Source organism: Pseudomonas persica (genome assembly GCF_900291015.1).
Classification (GTDB): Bacteria; Pseudomonadota; Gammaproteobacteria; order Pseudomonadales; family Pseudomonadaceae; genus Aquipseudomonas.
Genome location: NZ_OLKL01000033.1, coordinates 223,579 through 247,401 on the forward strand (window position 1 = coordinate 223,579; position 23,823 = coordinate 247,401).

Genomic DNA, 23,823 nt, shown 5'->3' on the forward strand with positions numbered 1-23,823 from the left:
TCCTCAAGCCTGGACCAGCGGGCCGGGGTTTTTCAGGTATTGCTCACGAATGGCGCGGGCCGACCAGTAGGTCAGCGCAGCTACCAGCCCGGTCGGGTTGTAACCCAAGCCTTGCGGAAACGCTGAAGCGCCCGGGACGAACACGTTGTGCACATCCCAGCTCTGCAGGTAGCGATTCACAGCACTGGTCTTGGGATCGCTGCCCATGATCGCGCCGCCGTTCAGGTGCGTGGTCTGGTAGCTGGCGGTGTTGAAGTGGTCCTTGACCTTCTTGCCCAGCACGGCAATGGTCTTGGGGTTCATCGCCTGGGCGATCTTGCTGAGTTTGTCGACCATGAACTGGTTCATCTTGATATCGTTTTCCTGCCAGTCGAAGGTCATGCGCAGCAGCGGCTGGCCATAGGCATCCCGGTAGGTCGGGTCAAGGTCCAGGTAGTTGCCACGGTAGGACTGGTGGGCGCCGTGGGCGTCCATCGACACCTGGTGGGTATAGTAATCGGCGGTAGCCTTCTTCCAGGCGCTGCCCCAGGCCGGCGTGCCGGGCGGGGTCGCGCCGCCGGCAATCGGCCGTGTGCCGGCCTGGTTCACCCACATGGGCGAACCACCGACGAAGCCGTGCGGGCCATGGTCGAAGTTGTCGGCGTTGAAGTCATCGATGGCAATGCCATTGCCACCGGCGCCGATGAAGTTGTTGGTGTAGGTGTTCTTGTCGAAGAACGCCTTGACCGTGCCCATGTTCTGGTAGGCGAAATTGCGCCCGACCACGCCTTCGTTCTTCACCGGATCGTAAGGCTTGCCAATGCCGGAAAGCAGCATCAGGCGCACGTTGTTGAACTGGAACGCCGCCAGGATCACCAGGTCCGCCGGCTGCTCCACTTCCCGCCCCTGGGCGTCGATGTAGGTCACCCCGGTGGCCTTGCGCTTGCTGTCGTCGAGGTTGACCCGCAGCACATGGGCATTGGGCCGCAATTCGAAGTTCGGCACCTGGCGCAGCGACGGCAGGATGTTCACGTTGGGTGAAGCCTTGGAGTACATGTAACACACGTAACCACTGCAGAAACCGCAGAAGTTGCACGGCCCCATCTGCGCCCCGTACGGGTTGGTGTACGGCCCTGAGGTGTTGGCCGACGGCAAGTTGTAGGGCTTGTAGCCCAGGCTGGCGGCCGCCTTTTCGAACAGCCTGGCCGACACCACGTTCTTCTGCGAAGGCAGCGGGAACGGGCTGGACCGGTCCGGCGCATAGGGGTTGCCGCCCTGCCCTTCGCCAACGACCTGGCCGTTGACGGTCCAGGCCTGGCCAGAGGTACCGAATACCTTTTCGGCGAAGTCGAAGTGCGGTTCCAGTTCTTCGTAGCTGACCCCGAAGTCCTGGATAGTCATGTCTTCGGGGATGAACTTGCGCCCGTAGCGTTCTTCGTAGTGGCTGCGCATGCGCAGTTCCATCGGGTCTACCCGCAAGTGCACGCCCGACCAGTGCAGGCCTGCGCCACCTACACCTTTACCCGGCAGGAAGGCACCGAGCTGGCGATTGGGCAGTGCCACGTCATTCATGCTGTGGCGGATGGTGACGGTTTCTTTCGACACGTCGACGAACAGCTTCTTGCGCACGCTGTAGGTCAGCTCGTCGATCACCTGCGGGTAGCTGCCTTCTGGGTAGGTGTCCTGCATCGGCCCCCGCTCCAGGGCCACCACCTGCAGCCCGGCCTCGGTCAGCTCCTTGGCCATGATCGCGCCGGCCCAGCCGAACCCCACGATCACCGCATCCACTTTCTTCAACACAGTCGCCATGCCTCAGGCCCTCTCGCCACGGATCGAAACAGCCGGGAACGGGTAAGGCTCGTTGCGCTCGACCCAATCCATGAAATCGGCGCGGGCGCCGGGGAAGCCGATCTGGGTCCAGCCGATCATGCCTTTGTTGCCACCATGGATCGGGTCGCAGAAGAACCCTTCACGGGTGTTCTGCACCAGCAAGCTGAAGAAAACCTTGGCCGGCACGCTGTCGAAAACCAGCTCTCCAGCCTCGATCTTGCTGAGAACATGGTCTCGGGTAGCGCTATCTTGCGCAGCGAAAACTTGCCCGGAATTGGCCTTGCACCAGCCGTCCACGGCGGCAATGCCCAGACGGTAGATCTGCTGCGGGCTGAGTTGCAGCTGGTAACCGAGTTCAGGCGCGGCGTCGGCCTTGAACGGGCCCTGCATGTACCACTGCGCGCCGGTTGCGTAGGGGGTGTTCATCTGCCGGTCGATGAATTCGGCAGCGCCGGCTTCCAGGGCACCGGGGCCAAGCTCGTCGGCCGGGATGATGCGGGCGACGGCCGCCTGCACAAAGGCCCACTCCTCGGCAGTGAAGAAGGTCGGCTGGTACTGGCCCGCTGGCGGCGTGGCCGGCACTTTGGGTTCGTGTTGCGGGGCCGCCAGCAGTTGACTGGCGCCCACGCCAAGCCCCGTACTGGCCACGGTGACCACAGGGATCAAGGTCAAGGTCTTGCGCAGAAAATCCCTGCGCGGGTTGTCTGGGGCATGCTCAGGCATTGTGAATCCTCATCGGCGGTGTGCGGCCTTGATAAGCGCCATCTGATTTTCAATGGGGGTGGTCTTGAAAGGCCATCAAGAAAACAGCCGGATAATCTAGCGCGTTCAGAAATGTTTTGAAACCGGTTTCATTGGTCATTTCAAAGGCTGTCACGGACGTTGTGGCCGGCCTGTGCCTGGCTGGCTACATTGGCATTTGCGGGCGAAGCCCGCTCCCAAGGGGCTGCGTTCACACCAATATCACAATTGGGTCTGCACGACCTTGCCCCCCCCAACCTTGGGGGCACGGTGCCCACCGGCAAACGCCTGGAAATGTCCTTGCCAAAGAATTGGATCCCTTGCCCTGCAAGGCGTACAGCACATTTTTTGCGGCTTGGCACGCCTATTGCCGACTTCCTGCCAGACGCCCCAAGTCCATGGGCCCGTTTGCAGGAGGAAATGACTCATGCACCGACCGATACCTCACCCGCTGGCAGTGGCGATTTTCGCTGGCGTGCTCCAGCTTCCGGCGCAGGCTGCCTTGAATGCTGTCGACCCAGGCGCCTATGTCCCCGCCAACGGTAACTTCCCCGCCTGGTACCAGGACAGCCACGGTCGCACACTCGACCTGTGCCTGAGCAAGGCGGTCAGCTCGCGTGTCCCTGGCGCGCCCGGCGCACCGTCGTACATGTGCACGCTGCTGCCCACCCCCGGCGTGTTCGACGATACCCAACCCATCGTCTTCCCCACCAACTTCCCTGACGAGGCGTTCTGGTTCACCGGCGACGCCACTATCGTCGACACCGCCCGCGGTATTGACCTCACGTATGTCTCGGCGATCGAGGCGGCATTTGCCGCAGAAGAACCCGTCGATGGTGACCAGGTCAGCTTCGCCCGGGTGCGTATCCGGGTCGATGTACCTACCGCTGGCACCTATGTGATCACCCACCCCTACGGCGTCGAAGTGTTCGACGTACCTGCGGGCGGTCTGCGGGCGATCAACCTGACCCGCGACATCGGCATTGCCGGCGCAGGCGACTTCACCGGAGCGCTGAAAGGCGATATCGGACCGTTCCTGCGCAGTGTCAACGGCCCCTACACCGAAGGCAGCGAGCGCTTCATCGGTGACCCGAACCTGGAAGAACGGGTGACCGGTAGCCCGTTCAACACCAACTATGTCCGCATCGAAGGCCCCGGCGGCATCGACCTGCGCACCGAGCTGTTCGCGGTCTCGGGCAAGCTTTCCGAAGTGGCCCTGCCAACCCCGCTGATGCCGCAACGCAGTACCTACTCGCGGCATACCGAAAACGGCGACCTGCGCGCCCAGCAGGACATCTTCGTAATGGCCCCGCCGCCGCCGGCCAGCGTCGCCCTGACCAGCCAGACACCCAACCTGAACCTCTCCGAGGCCAACGGCACGGGCGCCTGGTACGCCCAATCGGTCCTCGACCCGGCCGCCGGGACGATCCTGACGCTGACCGCCGACAACAGCGTGGCAATCCCCACCAGCAGCCTGAGCACCGCCAACGTGCCGCTGACCGACCTGGTCACCATTACCCAGGCCCAGTACCGCCTGTCCACCGGCGAACTGACCCTGGTGGCCAGCACCAGCGACGAAACCACGCCGCCGGTGCTCACCGCGCATACCGGCAACGGCACGCTGATCGGCAACCTGAGCGGCAACGGCGCCGTGAAGACATTGAGTACCAGCCTGTCGCCCATCCCGCCGGCCAAGGTGCAGGTCACCAGTGCCAATGGCGGTAGCGACACCGAAGACGTGGTGCTGGTGCCATGAACAGACAAAGGCTCAGCCTTCAAGGAGGCAGCATGAATACTTGGTCGCGCCGTGCGCTGTTGGCCGCCGGTTTCTCCCTTACCGTTACCAGCGCCGCCTTCGCCGCGCTGTCTGATGTCGACCCGGGGCCCTACACCTTCGCCACCGGTGGCTACCCGATGTGGTACAAGGACAGCCTCGACCAGTCCCTGGAGCTGTGCCAGTCACGTGCCGTCAGTTCGCGGGTCGCAGGCGCCCCGGGTACACCGGCCTACATGTGCACCCTGCTGCCGGAACCGGGCATCTACGACGACGCCCTGCCGCTGGTGTTCCCCGACAACTGGCCACCGGAAATGTTCTGGTTCCTGGCCGAGACCACCATCCCGGCCGTGGGCAACAGCGGCTATGAGCTGGAAGTCTACGTCGCTGGCGTGGAAGCGGCCTTTGCCGCCGAAAACCCGGTGGATGGAGACCAACAGAGCTTCGCCCGCATTCGTATCCGCGTCTCGGTGCCCAGTGCCGGCACCTACACCATCACCCACCCTTATGGCGTAGAGACGGTCAACGTCACCACACCAGGCCGACGCGCAATCAACATCACCCGCGACATCGGCATCGGCGCGCCGGGCAACTTCCGCGGAGCACTGGCGGGGGCGATCGGCCCTTGGCTGAAGGGGGTTGGCGGGCCTTACACCGAGGTCAATCCCGATACTGGCGCCACCGAAACCTACATCGGCGACCCCAATATCACCGAAGCGGTGACCGGCAGCCCCTTCAATACCAACTTCGTGCGCATCGAAGGCCCCGCTGGCACCATCCAGACCAACGCCTTCACTGTCTCGGGCAAGGTGCTGGACCCGCGCGCACAAACACCAGTCACCCTGGAACGCGCCACCTACTCGCGCAATGCCACCGGCACCCGTACGGAAGTATTTGCCGAGGCTCCCAGTGCAGCCAGCCTGTGCATGCGCAATGGCCTCGCCCTGGTCGGCACCCCGCCTTCGCCGTGCCAGTTCACCCTCACCGCCGACAACAACGGGCTGTTCTTCCACCAACAGTTCAGCCAGGACGCACCGCCTGCGGTGGTGGTGGTCACCGCCAGCAACAGCGCCGGCGGCACCCAGCCGACCGCGCTGTCGAGCAAGCTCACTGATGTGGTCAAGGTCAGCACCGCACGCTACGACTGGGCCAACAAACGCCTGCTGATCGAAGCCAGTTCCAGTGACGAGGTGGCGATCCCCGACCTGCTCGCCCAGGGCTACGGTCGCCTGTCCAAGGCAGGTACGCTGCAAAGCCTGACTGTCAACGACGTACCGCAGCCACCGGCCATCATTACGGTCAAGTCGGCGCGTGGCGGCAGCGATGTCGAACCGGTGGTCGTGGTCGGCAATGCTCCGGTCGAGGCCGCCAACCAGCCACCGCTGGCCCAGGCCGATATCGGCAGCACCAGCGTCGGTATCCCGATCACCCTCAACCTGCTGCAGAACGACAGCGACCCGGACGGCGATGTGCCGCTGACCATCAGCGACCTGACCCAACCCGGTGCCGGCCTTGGTGGCGTGGTGATGAATGGCACCACCTCGGTCACCTACACCCCGCCAGCCGGGGCCACGCAACCCGTGGTGGCCACCTTCAGCTACCGGGCGATGGACGCCAAGGGCCTGACCTCGGAACCGGCCACGGTCACCATCAACGTCGCGCCTAACCGGGCACCGACTGCCAACCCGGAAACCGTCGCCACCCTGGGCGTGCCTTTGACCATCAACGTGCTGGCCAACGACACCGATCCGGAAGGCAACCTGCCGCTGACTGTCCCCGCTGCCTCCCTCACCCAGCCGGCTACCGGCCGGGGCACCGTCAGCACCGACGGCACCACGGTGACCTACACCCCACCGGCCACGGTGACCACTGCCTTCACCACCACCTTCACCTACCAGGCACGTGACTCGCTGGGGGCGCTGTCCAACCCCGGCACCGTCACCGTCAACGTATCGCCACGGCCCGCCGCCGAAACCTTCGCGGTCACGACAGCCACGGTCACGGCACGCTCCAACAACCGGTACACCTGGGACGTCAGCGGTACCTCGTCGGTTACCACCGGCAACACCGTGACCGTACGGGTGACCACCACCACTGGCGTGCAGACCCTGGGCACCGCCACGGTAGGGGTGAACGGTCGCTGGCGCCTGTCCGTGAACAACAGCACCACGCTGATCCCGACCGCGACACCGACGGCGACGATCACTACCAGCCAAGGCACCACCCGTACCGTCAACGTCGTCGTGCGGTAAAGGCTGGAGATTGCAATGAAACGCCTGTCCCCCTTGCTGCTCGGCCTGGCCCTGGCGGGCCCGGCCAGTTGGGCCGAGGACCTGATGGACAATGCCGACCTCGCGCCCGGCAACGACCTCGGCGAACCGGTGATCATCCGCCTGTTGCCGGCCGGCGCCGGCCAGGCTGCGCTGATCGGGCAGCAAGGCTCGGGCAACCGCGCCGCCCTCGACCAGAACGGCCAGGCCCTGCTGGGCCGCATCGTCCAGGCCGGTGGTGCGCAAGAAGCGTACATCCTGCAGGACGGCAGTGACCTGATGGCCATCATCAGCCAACAGGGAAATGGCAACAGCGCATCGATCCGCCAGAGCGGCAGCAGCAACAGCGCGGCCATCGAGCAGATCGGCAATGACAACAGCGCCAGCATCGTGCAGAGCGGCACTGGCTTCAACAGCTCCGTGATCCAGGCCGGCAATGGCCAGCACGTTCAGATCACCCAATACCGATGAACCTGGAGGCACCCCCATGTACAAGCTCGCTCCGTTAAGTGCCGCTATCGTCCTGGCCCTTGCAGGTCAGGCCATGGCTGCTGACAGCACTTCGTCCCAGACCCAGGACGGCAAGGAAAACATCGCCGAAGTCAGCCAGTCCCTGGCGCCATACGCCTCGGCCACCCAGAGCCAGACCGGCAAGGGCCACAACCACATGGCGGTGCAGGCCGAGAGCACCAGCGATATCCAGCAGAGCGCCACCGGCCAGTACAACGCCGGCTACGCCGATCAACTGTTCGAAAACGGCAGCAAGATCACCCAGCACGCCAGCGGCAGCTACAACGGTGTCTTCGCCAGCCAGTCGCTGGGCCTGGGCAACGAATCGCTGCAAACCCAGCAAGGCGTCGAAAACACCTCGACCGTGTGGCAGGACAGCCAGCAAGGCAGCAAGGCCACCACCTGGCAATCCGGCCAGCGCAACGAAGCCTTCATCGAGCAGACCTTTGGTGGCAGCAACAACCACAGCAGCATCAACCAGGCCGGCCAGGACAACTACGCCGCCGCAGAGCACCTGAATCACGTCGATGGCGATATCCAGATCTACCAGGATGGCCAGGGCAACTGGGCGTATGGCGACCAGCGTGACGGCACCGGTGGCACCATCGGCATTGGCCAGTACGGTGGCGGCAACTCGGTGGAAGTGTGGCAGGACGCCCAGACCGCTAGCCAGGCCTCCGTTACCCAGTCCGGCCAGATGAACGAAGGCTATATCGACCAGAGCTTCGGCATGAACAACAAGGTCAGCCTGTCGCAACAGGGCACGGCCAATGCCAGCTGGTCGGACCAGTTCGAGACCAACAACTCGACCACCACCATCACCCAGACCGGCAGCAACAACCTGCACTTCACCTACCAGAACGGTGAAAACCTCAACCTGACCATCAACACCAAGGGCAATGGCAACAGCATCACCGCCAGCAACTGGAAAGGCGCCAAAATGGGCGGCCAGTTTGGCACCAACCAGAACGCCACCATCAACCAGAACGGCAATGGCAACGGAGTCAACCTGACCCAGAACGGTGACAACCAGCTGGCCACGCTGACCCAGAAAGGCACCGGCAACCAGATGCAGACCAAGCAGTCCGAGATGAACAACGAGCTGTACTTCGAGCAGAACGGCACTGACAACATCCTGATCGCCGACCAGCGTGGCACCGACAACTATGCCTACGGCAACAGCCAGGGCAACGGCAACCTCATCAACCTGGACCAGTCCGGCTACAGCAACCAGAGCTACACCAACCAGCTGTATGGTGGCGGCAACGAAGCCACCATCAAGCAGGCGGACAGCTACAACGTCGCCTACGTGACCCAGGGAGGCCAGGGCAACAAGGCGTATGTCGACCAGAGTGGCGTCAACCAGACCGCGACCATCAGCCAGCTGGGCAGCGCGAACCTGGCCACGGTGACCCAGCAGTAGATCGCTCCCCCTTGAACCGCGGTGCTCCTCTCCCTGGTGCCGCGGTTCCTTTTTTTCCTGTCAGAACACCTTTCTTTGCCGGCCTGTTCGCGGGCACGCCCGCTCCCACTGGGACTGCACAGGGCTTGAAGGCAGAGTGGTGTCTGGTGGGAGCGGGTTCACCCGCGAATAGGCCAGACCTGCCAAGCACATTACAATGGTCCACACCCAAGCCGATGCCCAATCCATGATCCAGTCCGACCTCGACCTGTTCGGCCCCCAGCCGCAACACCTGGCCAGCCATACCGTGCTGCTGCCCGGCTTTGCCCTGGCCGACATCGAGCCGCTGCTCGATGCCCTGCGCCCAGTGCTGCGTGCCGCGCCGTTCCGGCACATGCACACCCCAGGCGGCCTGCGCATGGCGGTCGGCCTGACCAACTGCGGCTCCCTGGGCTGGGTCAGTGATGAACACGGCTACCGCTACAGCCCCTGCGACCCGCTCAGCGGCAAACCGTGGCCTGCCCTGCCCCCAGTGTTGCTCGACCTGGCCGCCCGCGCCGCGGCCATGGCCGGGTTCGACGATTTCGTGCCGGATGCCTGCCTGGTCAACCACTACCTGCCGGGCACCCGCCTGAGCCTGCACCAGGACCGCGACGAGCAGGATTTCGGCCAGCCGATCGTGTCGGTATCGTTGGGCTTACCGGCGGTGTTCCTGTTCGGTGGCCTGCAGCGCGCCGACCAGACCCGGCGCATCCCACTGAGCCATGGCGATGTGCTGGTCTGGGGTGGCGAAGACCGCTTGCGCTTTCACGGCGTGCTGCCGATCAAGCCCGGCGTGCATCCGCGCCTGGGCGAACGGCGAATCAACCTGACCTTGCGCAAGGCCGGTGGCTGAATCGGACCTGCGGCCCGTCACCCGGCGCAAACAGGATGAACGCACATGAAACACGTTGAACATCTTGGCCAGGCAAGCTTCAAACGATAAGCCACGCCCTCTTCAGCCTGGAGCCCGCCATGCCCTGCCAGCCCAGTTCCCCGATCCCTCACAGCGGAGCCGCGCACCCATGAAAATGCCCTGCCGCGCGCCCAATGCCTCGCTGCAACTCGATTACGTACGTGACACCCTGTTCGGCCCGGTGGCACAAAGCGTGGAGTGCCAATGCCAGCTCGCCGCCCTCAACCTGCAAGGCCGCCCGGGCCTGCGCCTGCACATCTGCCCGCCGCTGCCCGACAAGGTCGACCGTGCCCACAGCGTGGCCTTTGTCTGGGACGGGCGCAGCTACCACGGTGTGGTTCGTGACCAGGGCAAATGCGGTGATGGTGGCCTGAACCTGCTGCTGGAACTGCAGTGAGGCGATCAACGAGTGTGCCTGAGCATGGGCAGTGCCGCACAACTGGCGGATAGATGCGCCCAGCCAGCCTGGGCTGAGCAGGGCGCGGTGGGCGCGCTCAGGCAATCGCCTTGAGCGGCGCCGGGTGGCTGTCACGCAGCGCGTGCAGCTGCCCCACCAGGTTGACCAGGTCGCGGCAACTGTTGAGGCTTTGCAGCGGGACCCCGCTCAAGGTCACGCCCTCGTCGAGACTCTGGCCCTGACCCAGGCGGATGGTCAGGTTGACGCCGTCCGGGCAGCTGACTTCACAACGGTCGGGCAGGCAGGCCTGCTCGATCATCTGCCGCATTTCTAGCATCGAAACTCCTATCAACGACATGGTACGACCCTCTCTGTGGGATGGCCTTTTTGTGGGAGTACGCCTTTGTCAGGCGAGGCGCCAATTGATATTGCGCATGCCGAGGCAGGCGTCCATGCGCCTGGGCAATGATCATGCGGGGAATCCTCTAGCACCTTAGTGGAAGATTGCCTGCGCAGGCCGAGTGTTCGTACGCAATGGCAGACTTAGCGACGAGTGGTCCCGGCAGGCCCCAGCGATGCCCACAGGTGTTGCGCCGCATAGGCCCGCCAAGGTCGCCAGGCCAAGGCTCGTTGCGCCAGTTGGGCATCAGCGCCTTCGAGCAAGCGCAACGCCTTGATCAGCGCCACGTCGCCCAGCGGCAAGGCGTCGGCCGCTCCGGCCTGGCGCAACGCCAGGTAGTGCGCGCTCCAGGGGCCGATACCCTTGAGTTGGCACAGGTTGCGCAACAGTTCATCCAGCATTTGCCCGCGGCGTAGCAGCCCAGGCTTGGCCAGCAAGGCACTGGCCAGCGTGCCCAGGGTGGTGGCACGCGCCCGCGGTATGCCCATGCCGTCGAACTGCGCAGCCGCCAATACCGACAGTGCCGGGAACACATGGCTCAAGCCCGGTGCGTAACAGCGCAGGGGCACGCCGTGGCGTTGCACCAGTCGACCGGCCAGGGTCATGGCCCCGGCAACACTGACCTGCTGGCCCAGCACAGTGCGCATGGCCTGCTCGCAGGCGTCCCAACCTTGGGGCACGCGCAGGCCTGGGCGTTGCTGTAGCAGGCCGGCCATCAGCGGATCGCGGGACAGTTCGGCATTGATGCGCGCGGGGTCGGCATCGAGGTCGAAGACCCGCCTCAGCCTGGCAATCAAACCGGGTAGCGCGTGGGCCTGAACACCTTCAAGGCGGACCCGCAGGTACTGGCTGACCGAAGGCGTAGCGTGCAAAACAGCGTGGCGGCCGGCAACCATCAGGGTACGACGGTAGGTGCCATCGAGGCAGGTCTCGATGCCGGGGATGCAGCGGGCAGCGAGGAAGGCCAGGGTCGAGGGCCAGTGGTAAGGGGCACGGTAGCGCAGCCACAGGGTGTGGTGGCCTGGGGTGGGCAAAGATCGGCGCACGGCGTGCAGGGGGGTGAGCTTGGGCATGGCTGCATCATGCCAGCAAATGTAATGCCTGTACCGGCCGTATCGCCGGCAAGCCAGCTCCCACAGGTTGGGCACCGCCTTCAGGCTCGGTGGAATACCTGTGGGAGCTGGCTGCCGGCGATACGGCCGGGGCAAGCCATTCAATCAAGCAGGGTCAATGTGCCGCACCGTCCCGCGCATCTTGCATCTGCCCGAACCGCCCGGCATGGAAGTCGTCGAACGACTCGGCGATCTCTACCTGGCTATTCATCACGAACGGGCCATAACCCACGATCGGCTCGTCGATCGGTTCACCGCTGAGCAGCAGCAGGCTGGCCCCCTCCAGCGCTTCGACGGCAACATCTTCACCGTCCCGGTCAAGCAGCACCAGGCTGGATGGGCCGGCTTCGCGCTCGCCGTTGATCCGCACATTGCCACGCAACACCACCAGCGCCGCATTGCGCCCGGCGGCCACTGGCAACTGCAAGGCTGCAGCGGCATTCAGGCGCAGGTCCCAGACATCCATGGCGGTAAAGGTCCGCGCCGGCCCCGAATGCCCACGATAGTCACCGGCAATCACCCGCAGGCTGCCGACCTCGCCGTCCAGCGCCACCACCGGGATGTCCTTGGCCAGCAGTGTCTGGTAGCCAGCCGCTGCGCGCTTGTCCCGTGCCGGCAGGTTGACCCACAGCTGGACCATCTCCAGCGTACCGCCACTGCGGGCGAAACCCGGGGAATGGAACTCTTCATGGATGATGCCGTTGGCAGCAGTCATCCACTGCACGTCACCGGGGCCGATCAAGCCGCCAGCGCCGGTGGAGTCACGGTGCTCCAGTTCGCCCTGGTAAACGATGGTCACGGTCTCGAAACCGCGGTGCGGATGCTGGCCAACGCCACGCCGCGCCCTGGTCGGGGTGAAGTCGTGGGGGCCGGCATAGTCCAGCAGCAGGAACGGGCTGATCTTGCTGGCCAGGTTGTCGTAGGTGAACAGGCTGCGCACCGGGAAACCATCGCCTACCCAGTGGGCGTGGGGGCTGCGGTGAATACCCAGAATCGTTTTCATGAGAAGGCTCCTCTCCAGGTTGAGATAACCTTACCAGTGATACCAATCAGGCAATAGCTGGCTTAGATGACATGCATCGTCTCATTTACAGGACAATCAGAAGAACACCGCGTGAAGTATCGGATGCCCCGTATACTGCGACCTCAACCAATGTTCCAGCTTCAACGAAAAGGCTTGCCCTCGCACCCTGAGCTCCCGATAGACCGGATCCGCCATTGCCTGGCCAGGGGTCAGTCGGTCCAGATGGCGGCGATTTTCCACCGAGGATATCGACTCGAGAAAGACTGCGTAGTCTTCAAACAGGGCGACGCTATATGGGTTGGAATGACCGAGCATTGCCAGACGTTGCAAAGGCGTGAGGGCCAGCAATTGTTGAAGGCGTATGATCTTCGACGGCGCTGGGAGGTCATGGACCTCGGCAATCGCCACGATGCCGCCTGCAAAAAGCAGTTTTCGAGAAAACAGCAGTTTGATGTTGCGTACCCCCCAGGCCTTGCCTTCGGCTCTCTTTTCCTCGAAATTCGCCATGAGGGTCCGGTAGTAGCGGATCAGGTCGTTAAGCAGGAACCTGGCAAGTCCACTTCCATGATCGTCAGGAACATAGCGGCACAGCAGGTCATTTTGCCACCTGGCAAAGGCGTCGTACCCAAAGAGGGGTCGGCCTTCAAGCAACATCAGCATTCGCCTGGTCAGCGCCGTATTGTCTTCGCACTTCCAGCCTATGTGTTCGCTCAAGTCTGAGTACACCGCCAACGCCCCACGGCCGAATTTCGCCTCGTCGCTTTCTCCCGGGTGGCTGATGGGCCGGACAAGGTCGCTGACCTGGCGCAATATGTCGTCCAGGCGATCCGCCGGCAGACTGGTGTCATGCACGATGAAGAAGTCGATGTCCGAAACAGGGGAAACTTCGCATCGGCCATAGGAGCCCACGCTAACCACAGCCAAAGGTGCCTCCCCTGCCAGCGGTGCCAGCGTGCTGTACATGGCCTGCCTGAGTGACTCGATTGTCATGCAGGAGTAGTCGTAGCGTTTTTGCAGATAGGATGGCTGTAGCAAGGTCTTGCTGGTCATTTTCGTAAGCTCGGGCAAAGCCCAAGATTACTCACGCCCTCCTACCCGGTGCTGTCTGGAAAAACTATCCCGCCGGTCCCTGCAGCAGGAAAGCCTGCACTTCTTCGGCACAACCCTCAGGATGTTCCTGCATGAAGCAGTGCCCACCTGCAACCTGCCTGGCGGTCACCTGAGCGTTGAGCGCCGCCAGGCGGTTCACCGAATGGGGCACGAAGGGGTAGGTGCGCTCGCCATACAGCACCCGCGTAGGCGTGCGGATCGCCACCAGGCTCGCCCACATGCGCTTGGGGAACGAACTGAAGATTTCCACTTCGCGGCTGGGCCGGCACTTGAGCACTACCGCTTCGCCACAGTCGCCGATGGCATGCTCGATGTAGGCCCGCAGCGCCGCATCGGTCCACCCCTTGAAGATCCCCCGCCCATGCAGCGAAGCCAAGGCCGCCTCGCGGTCGGGCCAGTGGCTGCGACGGCTGGCGGCCTTGCGCGCCAGGGCATGCCGCCGGTGCAGGCCGACCAGCGCTGCAACCCCCATCACACCCAACATGCGCCGGCTGAACAGTACCGGATCAAGCAACACCGCACGCGTGAACAGTTGCGGTTCACTGGCCAGGATCAGGCCGGTGAGCACACCACCGAAGCTGTGCCCCACGGCAAAGCGCGGCACGTCGCCATACTCGCCTCGCCCGGCTGCGAAAGCGTCCACTGCCAGCGCAGCGGTACGGTTCCAACCACGAAACACCCCGCCATGGTCACTGTCACCATGGCCCTGGACATCGCTGAGCCACAGGTCGAAATGCTCGCCCAGGCGCATCAGCAATGGCTGGTAGGCCAGGCAGCAGAAGCCGTTGCCATGGAGAAAGTGCAGCAGCGGCTTGCCACTGGCCGGGGTTCGCCAGCCACGCAGGGTGAAGCCTTCGACGCATTCGTAGGACCAGGGAATCAACTGCATCGGCTTACTGTACTCGCGGGGTCAGGAAAACACCGATTCTACAAACAGTAGCGGGTACAGTGAAATCACCAGCAACAAGGCCATCAGGACATTGAACAGCATCAGCCAGCGCGGGTTCTGCAACAGGTTGCGCAAGGCGCTACCAAACATCACCCACACCCCCACGCTGGGCAGGTTGACCAGGGCGAACAAGGCGGCAATCACAATGACGTTGGTCACATAGCCTTGCGCCGGCGTGTAGGTGGTGATTGCCCCCACGGCCATCACCCAGGCCTTGGGGTTGACCCACTGGAATGCCGCCGCCCCCCAGAAGCCCAGCGGTTTGCGGGCACTGGACGAGGCTGTGCCGACCGGCCCTGAGGTGGCGATCTTCCAGGCCAGGTACAGCAGGTAGGCGGCGCCGGTGTAGCGCAGTACCGTGTACAGTGGTGGCCAGGCCTTGAATACCTCGCCCAGGCCCAGGCCAACAGCCAGCACCATCACCATGAAACCGACGCTGATACCCATGGCATGGGGGATCGAGCGACGCACACCGAAGTTTACCCCCGAGGCCAGCAGCATGGTGTTGTTGGGGCCAGGAGTGATGGAAGACACGAAGGCAAACAGCACGAAGGCAGTCAGCAGGTCGGCAGAGGCAAGCATGGCAGGCATTCCACATTCTTTATAGGTGCTGTCACACTAACGGAGTCGCCCTCCTCTGCGACCGATACAGTTTTGCAAAATTGTGTAGATACACATCGCTGTACCGCTAACACCTGACCAAGGAAGCCGTCACCATGAGCCTCACCATTCGCCCTGCCGTACGCGCCGATGCCGAGCAGATCCTGGCCTTCATCACCGAGTTGGCCGAGTACGAACGCGCCCGCCACGAAGTGATCGCGAGCGTTGCCGACATCGAGCATAGCCTGTTCGACGAGGGCAGTACGGTGCACAGCCTGATTTGCGAGCGCGATGGCCGGGCCATCGGCTTTGCCGTGTATTTCTATAGCTACTCGACCTGGTTAGGTCGCAACGGTATCTACCTGGAAGACCTGTACATCACCCCTGAGCAACGCGGCGACGGCGCCGGGCGACAGTTGCTGCAGCACATTGCCCGCGAGGCGGTGACGAATAATTGCGGGCGGCTGGAATGGAGCGTGCTGGACTGGAACGAGCCGGCGATCGGCTTTTACCAGAAGCTGGGGGCCGAGGCGCAGGATGAGTGGGTGCGCTACCGGCTGGATGGGGACAAGCTGGCGGCGTTTGCCCGGGAATAACCGGGAGCGCTTTGCGTCCGCTTCGCGGGCAGGCCCGCTCTCTTGGAACTGCACATGACTCAGCGGGGACACTGTGGGAGCTTTAGCCGCGAACACCGGTGCAGCCGGTGCCATGCACCGCGCTGGATTTTTCGCGGCTGAAGCCGCGCACAGGGTACCCGGAGCGCCAGCAAACCCAGTTCTGGCAATTGACGCCAAGCCCGCTCCATGCTCTCCTTATGCCTCGCGTTCAGGTGCCCCCAATGGGGGTGAAACGGGAAACCGGTGCGTCACAGGCCCTCCAGCAGGGCCGGACAAAGCCGGTGCTGCCCCCGCAACGGTAAGCGAGCGAAGCGTCTGTACCACTGTGCCCGATCATCCGGCATGGGAAGGTGACGCCTTCCAGGAGCCTGACTCCTCCTCGCAAGCCCGGAGACCGGCCTGGCGTTCATGAACACCCCGCGGTGGGCGGGCGCTGTTGCATTCCCCTGGGCCACCATGCTTGGGGCTGCCGCGCTTGCCCATTGCCCACAAAAAGCAGAGGAACGCGTCATGCCCGTCACCAGCGCCAAGCAACACAGCATTACCACTCCCGTCACCCTCAGCCAGCGTGTCGTCATCGCCGTCGGCGCCAGCCTGCTGGGCCTGAGCCTGGTGTACTTCGCCGGTTTCTCGCACATCGAGGCCGTGCACAACGCCGCCCACGACACCCGCCACAGCGCCGCCTTCCCCTGCCACTGAGTATGCCCGATGATCACACGCATTGCCCGTACCGCGGGCTTCAGCGGGCTACTGGCGGCCTTGCTGCTGACCCTGCTGCAAAGCTTCTGGGTCGCCCCGCTTATTCTCGAGGCAGAAACCTACGAGTCTGCGGCACCGGCCGCCCAGCACGAACATGCTGGCGAAGTGGCCGCCCATGAACACAGCGCCGAAGCCTGGGCTCCGGAAGACGGCTGGCAGCGGGTACTGTCCACCACCGGCGGCAATCTGGTGGTAGCGGTCGGCTTCGCCCTGATCCTCACCGCCCTTTACAACCTGCGCGAACCAACGCGTGTCGGCACCGGTGCGCTGTGGGGCCTGGCCGGCTTCGCCGTGTTCTGCCTGGCCCCGACCCTGGGCCTGCCGCCGGAACTGCCAGGTACTGCAGCCGCCGACCTGGGACGACGCCAGGCCTGGTGGATCGGCACCGCCAGTGCTACTGCGCTGGGCCTGGCCCTGCTGGTGTTCGCCCGCCACTGGGTGCTGAAGGCGCTGGGCGCCGTGCTGCTGATCATTCCCCATGTGATCGGTGCACCGCAACCCGAGGTGCACCAGAGCCTGGCCCCCACAGCATTGGAAACCCAGTTCAAGGTGGCCTCCTGGCTGACCAACGCCGCCTTCTGGCTGGCCCTGGGCCTGCTCAGCGCCTGGCTGTTCCGACGCTCCAGCCAGGCCTGATGCCAGCCTTTTACGCCGGCTTCGGCTGCCGCCGGGGTTGCCCGACGGGTACGCTGGAAACCTTGCTACGCCAAGCCTTGGACAACCAGGGCCTGGCGCTGACCGACCTGCACGGCATCGCCAGCATCAGCCTGAAGGCCGATGAGGCCGGCTTGCAGCAACTGGCCAAACGCCTCGGCGTGCCCTTGGTGTTGTACGATACCGCACAGTTGCAACCCTACGAACACCAGCTCAGTCACCATTCCGCCGCAGCCTATGCCCACAGCGGCTGCCGGGGCGTGGCAGAGAGTGCGGCCCTGGCCCTGGCCAGCCAGCGGCTTGGCACGGCCAGGTTGCTGCTGACGCGCCAGGTACTGGGCCCGGCCACCCTCGCCCTGGCCTGTTGAACGTTTCACCCCCTCTTTCTTGCAAGGACTTTCCATGACCGTCTACTTCATCGGCGCCGGCCCCGGCGACCCGGAACTGATCACGGTCAAGGGCCAACGGCTGATCCGCCAGTGCCCGGTGATCATCTATGCCGGCTCGCTGGTGCCGGCCGCCGTGCTCGAGGGCCACCAGGCCAAGACCGTGATCAATAGTGCCGAACTGCACCTGGAACAGATCATTGCAGCCATGCGCAGTGCGCATGAGCAAGGCCAGGATGTGGCCCGGATACACAGTGGCGACCCCAGCCTGTATGGCGCCATCGGTGAGCAGATCCGCCAGCTGCAGGCACTGGGCATCGATTACCAGATCATCCCCGGGGTCACCGCCACGGCGGCCAGCGCCGCCCTGCTCGGCTGTGAACTGACCCTGCCACAGGTAGCGCAGACCGTTATCCTCACCCGCTATGGCGACAGTTCACCACTGCCGCCCGGCGAACAACTGGGCGACCTGGCGCGCCACGGCAGCACCCTGGCAATTCACCTGGGGGTCAAGCACCTCTCGCGTATCGTCGATGAACTGTTGCCGCACTATGGTGCGCACTGCCCTGTAGCGGTGGTACATCGCGCCACCTGGCCGGACCAGGACTGGGTGCGCGGCACCCTCGGCGATATCGTCGAGCGCGCCGCAGCCAAGGATTTCCGGCGCACGGCGCTGATCCTGGTGGGCCATGTACTGGGCGACACACCGTTTGCCGAATCGGCTTTGTACCGCGCGGGGCACGCCCACCTGTATCGCCCTGGCGACTGAGCATTGCCAGGTTCACCGCGGGCGTAGCAGACTCCAGGTTCCCGTCTGCAAACAGGAGTCATGCCCATGCTGGACCTACGCCCCAACTGCGAGTGCTGCGATACCGACCTGCCGGGTGACAGCCCCGACGCGCTGATCTGCTCCTTTGAATGCACCTTCTGCCGCACCTGCGCCGAAACCCGTTTCCAGGGCCGTTGCCCGAACTGCACCGGCCAGTTGGTGGCACGCCCGACACGGGTCGGCCAGGCACTGGCCAACAACCCCGCCGCGACCCAGCGCGTGACCAAATCCCACTCCGCCTGCGCTTGAGCGCCCTCAAAAACAGACATTGCCGCTTTGCTAGGGTGATGTCTTTCCCGTTATTTGTAGGATTTTTCAACAACAAGTGCGGGGACTTTCAACACTTCATATACTCGGCATTATCAAATTTCGGGAATGGTCGTATCGTGCAGCGCTTCCGATAACCCCACTTGCAGACGTATTCCTGAGTGATCCAGGAAGCGGACCACACCCCGACAGGAGTTTTCCTCATGACAACCGTGCTGATCGTAGACGACCACCCCATCGTCCGGCTGTCCTTGCGCCTACTGCTCGAGCGCGAGCGCTTCCATGTCGTCGGCGAGGTCGGCAATGGTAGCGAGGTGGCGCAGATAGCCCGCGAACTGCGCCCGGACGTGGTCATTCTGGACATCGGCCTGCCCGGCCTGGATGGCATGGAAGTAATCAAGCGCCTGCAATGCCTGGAGCCGGTCCCCAAGATCATGGTGCTGACCGGCCAGGCCACCGACCTGTATGTGCGGCGCTGCCTGGACGCCGGCATCGGCGCTTTCGTCACCAAGGAAGAAGACCACGAGGCGTTGCTGTTTGCCCTCAAGGCCCTGGTCAAGGGCTACTCGACCTTCCCGCAGATGTCGGTCAACAGCAACTCGCTGGAAAGCGAGCCGGTGCGCCTGGCCAGCCTGTCCAACCGGGAAATGGAGGTGCTGCGGCGCCTGGCGCGCGGCGAGAACAACAAGAATATCGGCACCTGCATGAATCTCAGTGCCAAGACCATCAGCACCTACCGGGGCCGCATCATGGAAAAGCTCAAGACCGAATCGCTGGTTGAAATGGTCGACCTGGCCAAGCGCAACAGCGTCTACTGAGCACTTGACGGCGATGAAGCGCCTGCTGACAAGCGCCCTCCTGGCCATAAGTCTGGCCGGCTCCAGCGCGCTGCTGGCCAATAGCGAACCCCGCCAGTTGCTGGCCCGCTCGGTCAGCGCCGCCGCCCCGCTCGCGCTGTCCAACGAAGAGCGGCAATGGCTACAGCAACGCCAGCACCTGGTGCTGGGCAGTTCGCGGCCCGACTACCCACCGCTCGAAATCAATGTCAGCCAGCACGACTACGAAGGCCTCAGCGCAGATTACGCGGGCATCATCGCTGAACAGCTAGGCGTCACCATCGAAGTGAGACGCTACGAAAGCCGCCACGAGGCCATTGCTGCGCTACGCGATGGCCGTATCGACCTGCTGGGCAGCTCCAACGCCTTCGAGGCGGCGGATGCCCAGCTCAGCCTCAGTTCGACCTATGCCGACGACCTGCCGGTCATCGTCACCCGCGAGGGGCGCAGCCTGAAGAACACGCCCGACCTCGCCGGCTTACGCCTGGCCATGGTCGATCATTACCTGCCGGCCAGTAGCGTCCGCACCCTGTACCCCAAGGCGCAATTGAGCCTGTATCGCTCGACCCTCGCCGGGCTGGCCGCCGTCGAACTGGGCGAGGCCGACGCCTACCTGGGCGATGCCATCAGTACCGATTTCGCGATTGGCAAGAGTTACCAGGGCACACTGAAGATCGACCATTTCTGCCAGGTCGCCCCTGGGGCGTTTGCCTTTGCCCTGGCCAGTGACAACCCGCGCCTGCACCAGCTGATCGACAAGGCGCTGGCGCGCATCAGCGAAAGCGAACGCCTGAACATCCTGCGCCGCTGGAGCAGTGGCAACACCAGCCTGCTGCTGCAGCGCCACCTCAGCGCCCTGACCGCAGAAGAAGAAGCCTGGATCGCTGCCAACCCCAGCATCAGCGTACTGATCAACACATCGCTGGCGCCGCTGACCTTCAACGACGCCCAGCACCGCCCCAGCGGCATAACCCTCGACCTGCTCAAGCAGATCTCGCTGCGCACGGGGCTGCATTTCAAGCCGATCGAAAGCGCTTCGGCACAGGCAATGGTCGAGCACCTGGCACGCGGTGATGCGCAGATGATCGGTGCATTGGGCTACGGCACGGACCGTTCGAAACAACTGCGCTATACCCGCCCCTACCTGGTCAGCCCGCGGGTACTGGTCACCCGCAGCGACAACACATCAGCGGTGCATGTCAAGGCACTGGATGGCCAGCGCATCGCCATGGTGCGCGGCTCGCCGCAACGGGCACTGCTGCAACAGCGCTACCCGCAGGCCAGGATCGTCGAAGTGGACAACCCGCTCGGCCTGATGGAGGCTGTGGCCAACGGTGCCGCCGACGTCGCCCTGAGCAGCCATATCAATGCCGCCTATTACATCAGCCATGTGTTCAAGGACCGCTTGCGCATCGCCAGTGTGCTCGACGACGACCCGGCCGTCGCCGCCTTCGCCGTGGCTGCGGACCAGCCCCTGCTGCAGGCAATCCTGGACAAGGCGCTACTGAGCATTCCCCCCGAAGAACTGGGCCAGCTGATCAACCGCTGGCGCACCAGCACCCTGGTCAGTGACAGCCCCTGGCGCGACTACCGCACCCTGGCCCTGCAGGTACTGGTGCTGTCGGCCTTGCTGCTGGCCGGGGTGGTGTTCTGGAACAGCTACCTGCGCAAGCTGATCAACCAGCGCACCGAGGCCCAGCACGCCCTGCAAGCGCAGCTGGCGCTGAGCCGCGGCCTGCTCGAACAACTACGCCAGGCCAAGGACGACGCCGAACAGGCAAGCCAGACCAAAAGCACCTTCCTGGCCACCATGAGCCATGAAATCCGTACCCCGATGAATGCCGTGATCGGCCTGCTGGAATTGGCCCTGGAAGACAGCCGCGGCGGCCGTTGCGACACCCAGACCCTGCAGACCGCCCATGACTCTGCCATCGGCCTGCTTGAGTTGATTGGCGATATTCTCGACATTTCCCGCATCGAGTCCGGGCACATTACCTTGCAGCCGGTACCCACCAACCTGGTCGAACTGGTACGCGCCACCGTGCGGGTGTTCGAAGGCAATGCACGGGCCAAAGGCCTGCATTTGTACAGCGAACTGCCCGCTGCGCCGGTCTGGGTGCTGGCTGATCCGCTGCGGCTCAAGCAGGTCTTGTCCAACCTGATCAGCAATGCCATCAAGTTCACCGACCGCGGCGAAGTCCAGGCCAGCCTGCTGCTACCCTCACCTGCCGACAACGATCACCTGGCAGTGGAACTGAATGTACGAGACACCGGCATCGGCATCAGCCAGACCGACCAGGCCCGGCTGTTCAATACCTTCGTCCAGGCCGACGGCCCCCGGGCACGCCAGGGCGCTGGCCTGGGGCTGGTCATCAGCCGCACCCTGGCCGAGTTGATGGGCGGCACCTTGAGCTTGCAGAGCGTGGAAGGCGTTGGCACCAAGGTGCAGGTCAGCCTGCAACTGCCTGCCTGCGCAGCACCGGCGCAGGTCCAACAGCACGCCCCGGCGCTGGAAAGCAGCAGCGGCCCGCTGAACATACTGGTGGTCGACGACTACCCCGCCAACCTGCTGTTGCTGGAGCGGCAACTGCATACCTTGGGGCACCGCGTGACGTTGGCGGAAAACGGCGAAATCGCACTGGCACGCTGGCAGGCAGCGCGCTTCGACCTGGTGATCACCGATTGCAGCATGCCGGTCATGGACGGTCACGAACTGACCCGCCGCATCCGCAGCCTTGAGGGCGAGCGCGGCCTGGCTGCCTGCCAGATTCTCGGTGTGACCGCCAATGCCCAGGCCGAGGAGCGTGCCCGCTGCCTGGCCAGCGGCATGGACGAATGCCTGTTCAAACCGATTGGCCTGCGCACGCTCAAGACCCACCTGCCCCAGGCCCGCGCCCGGCAACAGCCGCCGACGCGACCCGGCAGCGGGTTCAACCTGAACGAACTGCGCCACCTGACCCAGGACGACGAACAACTGACGCGGCTTTTGCTGGAACAGCTGTCACAAAGCGTCAGCGAAGACCTGAGCACCTTGCGCGCACTGGCAGAGGACGCCCCCGACGAGGCTGTGCGCGCACTGGCTCACCGGATCAAGGGGGGGGCAAAGATGCTCAAGGTGCGCACGCTGGTCAAGGATTGCGAAGCCATCGAACAGGCCAACGGCCAAGGCCTGTCGACGGCTGACTTGCGCCTGCAACTACAAGACAGCCTGGAGGCCTTGCTGGACGAGCTGGGCGATGCGCTCAGTGCAATTGCTGCGTCGAACTGATCTGGCTTCCGCTAACCACTCAAGGCGAACTCAGGAACTTTCCCGCACCATCAACTCAAACCCCAGATCCTGCTGCGCGGTCGGCACCCGCTTGCCATCGAGCAATGCCAGCAGCGCCTGCGCCGCGCCGCGCCCCACCGCGGCCCGAGGTGTGCGAATCGAGGTCAGCCGCGGCACCATGTGCGCCGAAGCCGGCAGGTCGTTGAAACCGACCATCGCCACCTGCCGCGGCACCTCCACCCCCTGACGCAATGCCTGCAGCACGGCGCCCTGGGCCAGGTCGTCGTTGCAGAAGAAAATACCGTCGACATCCGGCGCCTGCTGCAGCAGCTGGCTGAACAGCGCGCCGCCCAAGGCGATGGAAGAAGGCTCCGGCGCCAGCACCTCCAGCTCGGCCGCCTGCAAGCCGGCCTCGGCCAGCGCCTGGCGGAACCCTTCGGCACGCTGCATCACCCGCGGGTCAAGCTGCGCGGCTATGAACGCCAGGCGCTTGCGCCCGCGCTCGATCAGGTGGCGGGCCGCAGCACGCCCGGCCTGCTGCTGCGAGAAGCCGACCGACAACGCCCCGGCCTCGCCATTCAGTTCCATCATGTGCACGCAGGGCACGCCACTGGCCGCCAACATCTGCCGCGATGCCTCACTACGCTCGAAGCCGGTCAGCAGCATGCCGCAGGGCTGGTAGGCCAGGTAATTACGGATCAGGTTCTCTTCTTCGGCAAGATCGTAGTGATAGTTGCCGATCAGCACCTCGAGCCCACGCGGGCGCATGACCTCGTGAATGGCCTCCAGGGTGTCGATGAACAACTGGTTGGACAGCGACGGGATCAACACCACCACCGACTGGCTGCGTGCCGAAGCCAGGGCCCGGGCCGCCGGGTTGGCCACGTAACCCAGGCTTGCTGCGGCCGCAACGACCTTTTCGACCAGCGCCGGCGCTACCGTGCTGACCCCACGCAGGGCGCGCGAGGCGGTAATCGGGGAAACCCCGGAAAGCCTGGCAACTTCTGCCAGGGTGGGACGACCTGTGGTGCGGGAGCCGGTGCGGGACATGGGTGTTGTAATTTTACTACTTGCAAGGAAAGGGAACGGCCACTAAGGTAGCGCTGTCTCAGGACGCAGGCAATGTAATCTTTGGTTGCAGCCACCACAGGCTC

23 protein-coding genes and 1 riboswitch are annotated in these 23,823 nt (G+C 64.1%); of the genes, 14 read left to right on the forward strand and 9 right to left on the reverse strand.

The window, feature by feature from the left end; translation table 11 throughout:
* Nucleotides 1-3: 3 nt before the first annotated feature.
* Both FQ664_RS16575 and FQ664_RS16580 read right to left on the reverse strand, forming a co-directional pair.
* The gene (locus FQ664_RS16575) at nt 4-1,788 is read right to left on the reverse strand and encodes a GMC family oxidoreductase (RefSeq protein WP_144173364.1); all 1,785 of its coding nucleotides are present in this window, start codon (nt 1,786-1,788) and stop codon (nt 4-6) included.
* Between the two features lie 3 nt (nt 1,789-1,791).
* Nucleotides 1,792-2,532: a gluconate 2-dehydrogenase subunit 3 family protein gene (locus tag FQ664_RS16580; protein WP_144173365.1), complete on the reverse strand. Its 741-nt coding sequence runs from the start codon at nt 2,530-2,532 to the stop codon at nt 1,792-1,794.
* Nucleotides 2,533-2,977: 445 nt separating this feature from the next.
* Between FQ664_RS16580 and FQ664_RS16585 the strand changes: the two genes are divergently transcribed.
* The 6 genes from FQ664_RS16585 to FQ664_RS16615 all read left to right on the forward strand — a co-directional run bounded on the left by FQ664_RS16585 (nt 2,978) and on the right by FQ664_RS16615 (nt 9,858).
* Nucleotides 2,978-4,306 carry a hypothetical protein gene (locus tag FQ664_RS16585; protein ID WP_144173366.1) on the forward strand — a complete coding sequence of 443 codons (1,329 nt, stop codon included), beginning with the start codon at nt 2,978-2,980 and terminating at the stop codon, nt 4,304-4,306.
* Nucleotides 4,307-4,338: 32 nt separating this feature from the next.
* Nucleotides 4,339-6,576, forward strand: a complete 2,238-nt coding sequence (locus tag FQ664_RS16590) for an Ig-like domain-containing protein (RefSeq protein ID WP_144173367.1) — start codon at nt 4,339-4,341, stop codon at nt 6,574-6,576.
* 15 nt (nt 6,577-6,591) lie between these two features.
* Nucleotides 6,592-7,065: a curlin gene (locus tag FQ664_RS16595; RefSeq protein WP_144173368.1), complete on the forward strand. Its 474-nt coding sequence runs from the start codon at nt 6,592-6,594 to the stop codon at nt 7,063-7,065.
* 16 nt (nt 7,066-7,081) lie between these two features.
* On the forward strand, nt 7,082-8,527 hold the full coding sequence (locus FQ664_RS16600) for a curlin (RefSeq protein WP_144173370.1): 1,446 nt from the start codon (nt 7,082-7,084) through the stop codon (nt 8,525-8,527).
* A 226-nt stretch (nt 8,528-8,753) separates the two neighbouring features.
* Nucleotides 8,754-9,401, forward strand: a complete 648-nt coding sequence (gene alkB / locus FQ664_RS16610) for a DNA oxidative demethylase AlkB (protein ID WP_144173372.1) — start codon at nt 8,754-8,756, stop codon at nt 9,399-9,401.
* Between the two features lie 169 nt (nt 9,402-9,570).
* A complete protein-coding gene (locus FQ664_RS16615) occupies nt 9,571-9,858 on the forward strand; it encodes a hypothetical protein (protein ID WP_063914184.1) in 288 nt (95 codons plus the stop codon).
* Between the two features lie 97 nt (nt 9,859-9,955).
* Here the strand turns inward: FQ664_RS16615 and FQ664_RS16620 are convergent, their stop codons facing one another.
* From FQ664_RS16620 to FQ664_RS16645, 6 genes are all read right to left on the reverse strand, one after another.
* Nucleotides 9,956-10,216, reverse strand: a complete 261-nt coding sequence (locus tag FQ664_RS16620; protein ID WP_144173373.1) for a DUF1652 domain-containing protein — start codon at nt 10,214-10,216, stop codon at nt 9,956-9,958.
* A 185-nt stretch (nt 10,217-10,401) separates the two neighbouring features.
* Entirely contained in the window at nt 10,402-11,331 is a 930-nt protein-coding gene (locus FQ664_RS16625; protein WP_144173374.1) for a DNA-3-methyladenine glycosylase family protein, read from the reverse strand.
* Nucleotides 11,332-11,485: 154 nt separating this feature from the next.
* Nucleotides 11,486-12,373 (reverse strand): pirin family protein, encoded by an 888-nt coding sequence (locus FQ664_RS16630; RefSeq protein ID WP_144173375.1) that lies wholly within the window; start codon nt 12,371-12,373, stop codon nt 11,486-11,488.
* A 96-nt stretch (nt 12,374-12,469) separates the two neighbouring features.
* Nucleotides 12,470-13,444, reverse strand: a complete 975-nt coding sequence (locus FQ664_RS16635; RefSeq protein WP_144173377.1) for a nucleotidyltransferase family protein — start codon at nt 13,442-13,444, stop codon at nt 12,470-12,472.
* 64 nt (nt 13,445-13,508) lie between these two features.
* Nucleotides 13,509-14,393 (reverse strand): alpha/beta fold hydrolase, encoded by an 885-nt coding sequence (locus FQ664_RS16640; protein ID WP_144173378.1) that lies wholly within the window; start codon nt 14,391-14,393, stop codon nt 13,509-13,511.
* Nucleotides 14,394-14,414: 21 nt separating this feature from the next.
* Nucleotides 14,415-15,044 (reverse strand): LysE family translocator, encoded by a 630-nt coding sequence (locus FQ664_RS16645; RefSeq protein ID WP_075045336.1) that lies wholly within the window; start codon nt 15,042-15,044, stop codon nt 14,415-14,417.
* A gap of 125 nt (nt 15,045-15,169) precedes the next feature.
* Here FQ664_RS16645 and FQ664_RS16650 point away from each other — a divergent pair, with 125 nt between their 5' ends.
* The 8 genes from FQ664_RS16650 to FQ664_RS16685 all read left to right on the forward strand — a co-directional run bounded on the left by FQ664_RS16650 (nt 15,170) and on the right by FQ664_RS16685 (nt 22,669).
* Nucleotides 15,170-15,649: a GNAT family N-acetyltransferase gene (locus FQ664_RS16650; protein ID WP_144173379.1), complete on the forward strand. Its 480-nt coding sequence runs from the start codon at nt 15,170-15,172 to the stop codon at nt 15,647-15,649.
* A 214-nt stretch (nt 15,650-15,863) separates the two neighbouring features.
* Nucleotides 15,864-16,087: riboswitch (cobalamin riboswitch) on the forward strand.
* A 93-nt stretch (nt 16,088-16,180) separates the two neighbouring features.
* Nucleotides 16,181-16,369: a CbtB domain-containing protein gene (locus tag FQ664_RS16655; protein WP_144173380.1), complete on the forward strand. Its 189-nt coding sequence runs from the start codon at nt 16,181-16,183 to the stop codon at nt 16,367-16,369.
* A gap of 9 nt (nt 16,370-16,378) precedes the next feature.
* Complete coding sequence (locus FQ664_RS16660; protein WP_144173381.1) at nt 16,379-17,065, forward strand: CbtA family protein; 687 nt, start codon at nt 16,379-16,381, stop codon at nt 17,063-17,065.
* Entirely contained in the window at nt 17,065-17,451 is a 387-nt protein-coding gene (locus FQ664_RS16665; RefSeq protein ID WP_144173382.1) for a cobalamin biosynthesis protein, read from the forward strand. Before FQ664_RS16660 ends, FQ664_RS16665 begins: the two co-directional genes overlap by 1 nt.
* 34 nt (nt 17,452-17,485) lie before the next feature.
* Nucleotides 17,486-18,238, forward strand: a complete 753-nt coding sequence (cobM, locus tag FQ664_RS16670; protein WP_144173383.1) for a precorrin-4 C(11)-methyltransferase — start codon at nt 17,486-17,488, stop codon at nt 18,236-18,238.
* 66 nt (nt 18,239-18,304) lie between these two features.
* Nucleotides 18,305-18,547, forward strand: a complete 243-nt coding sequence (locus FQ664_RS16675; RefSeq protein WP_144173384.1) for a DUF1272 domain-containing protein — start codon at nt 18,305-18,307, stop codon at nt 18,545-18,547.
* A gap of 221 nt (nt 18,548-18,768) precedes the next feature.
* Nucleotides 18,769-19,383 carry a response regulator transcription factor gene (locus tag FQ664_RS16680; RefSeq protein WP_144173386.1) on the forward strand — a complete coding sequence of 205 codons (615 nt, stop codon included), beginning with the start codon at nt 18,769-18,771 and terminating at the stop codon, nt 19,381-19,383.
* Between the two features lie 13 nt (nt 19,384-19,396).
* Nucleotides 19,397-22,669, forward strand: coding sequence for a transporter substrate-binding domain-containing protein (locus tag FQ664_RS16685; protein WP_144173388.1), 3,273 nt, complete (start codon nt 19,397-19,399; stop codon nt 22,667-22,669).
* A 30-nt stretch (nt 22,670-22,699) separates the two neighbouring features.
* Here the strand turns inward: FQ664_RS16685 and gntR are convergent, their stop codons facing one another.
* Nucleotides 22,700-23,719, reverse strand: a complete 1,020-nt coding sequence (gene gntR / locus FQ664_RS16690; RefSeq protein ID WP_144173390.1) for an HTH-type transcriptional regulator GntR — start codon at nt 23,717-23,719, stop codon at nt 22,700-22,702.
* Nucleotides 23,720-23,823: the final 104 nt, after the last annotated feature.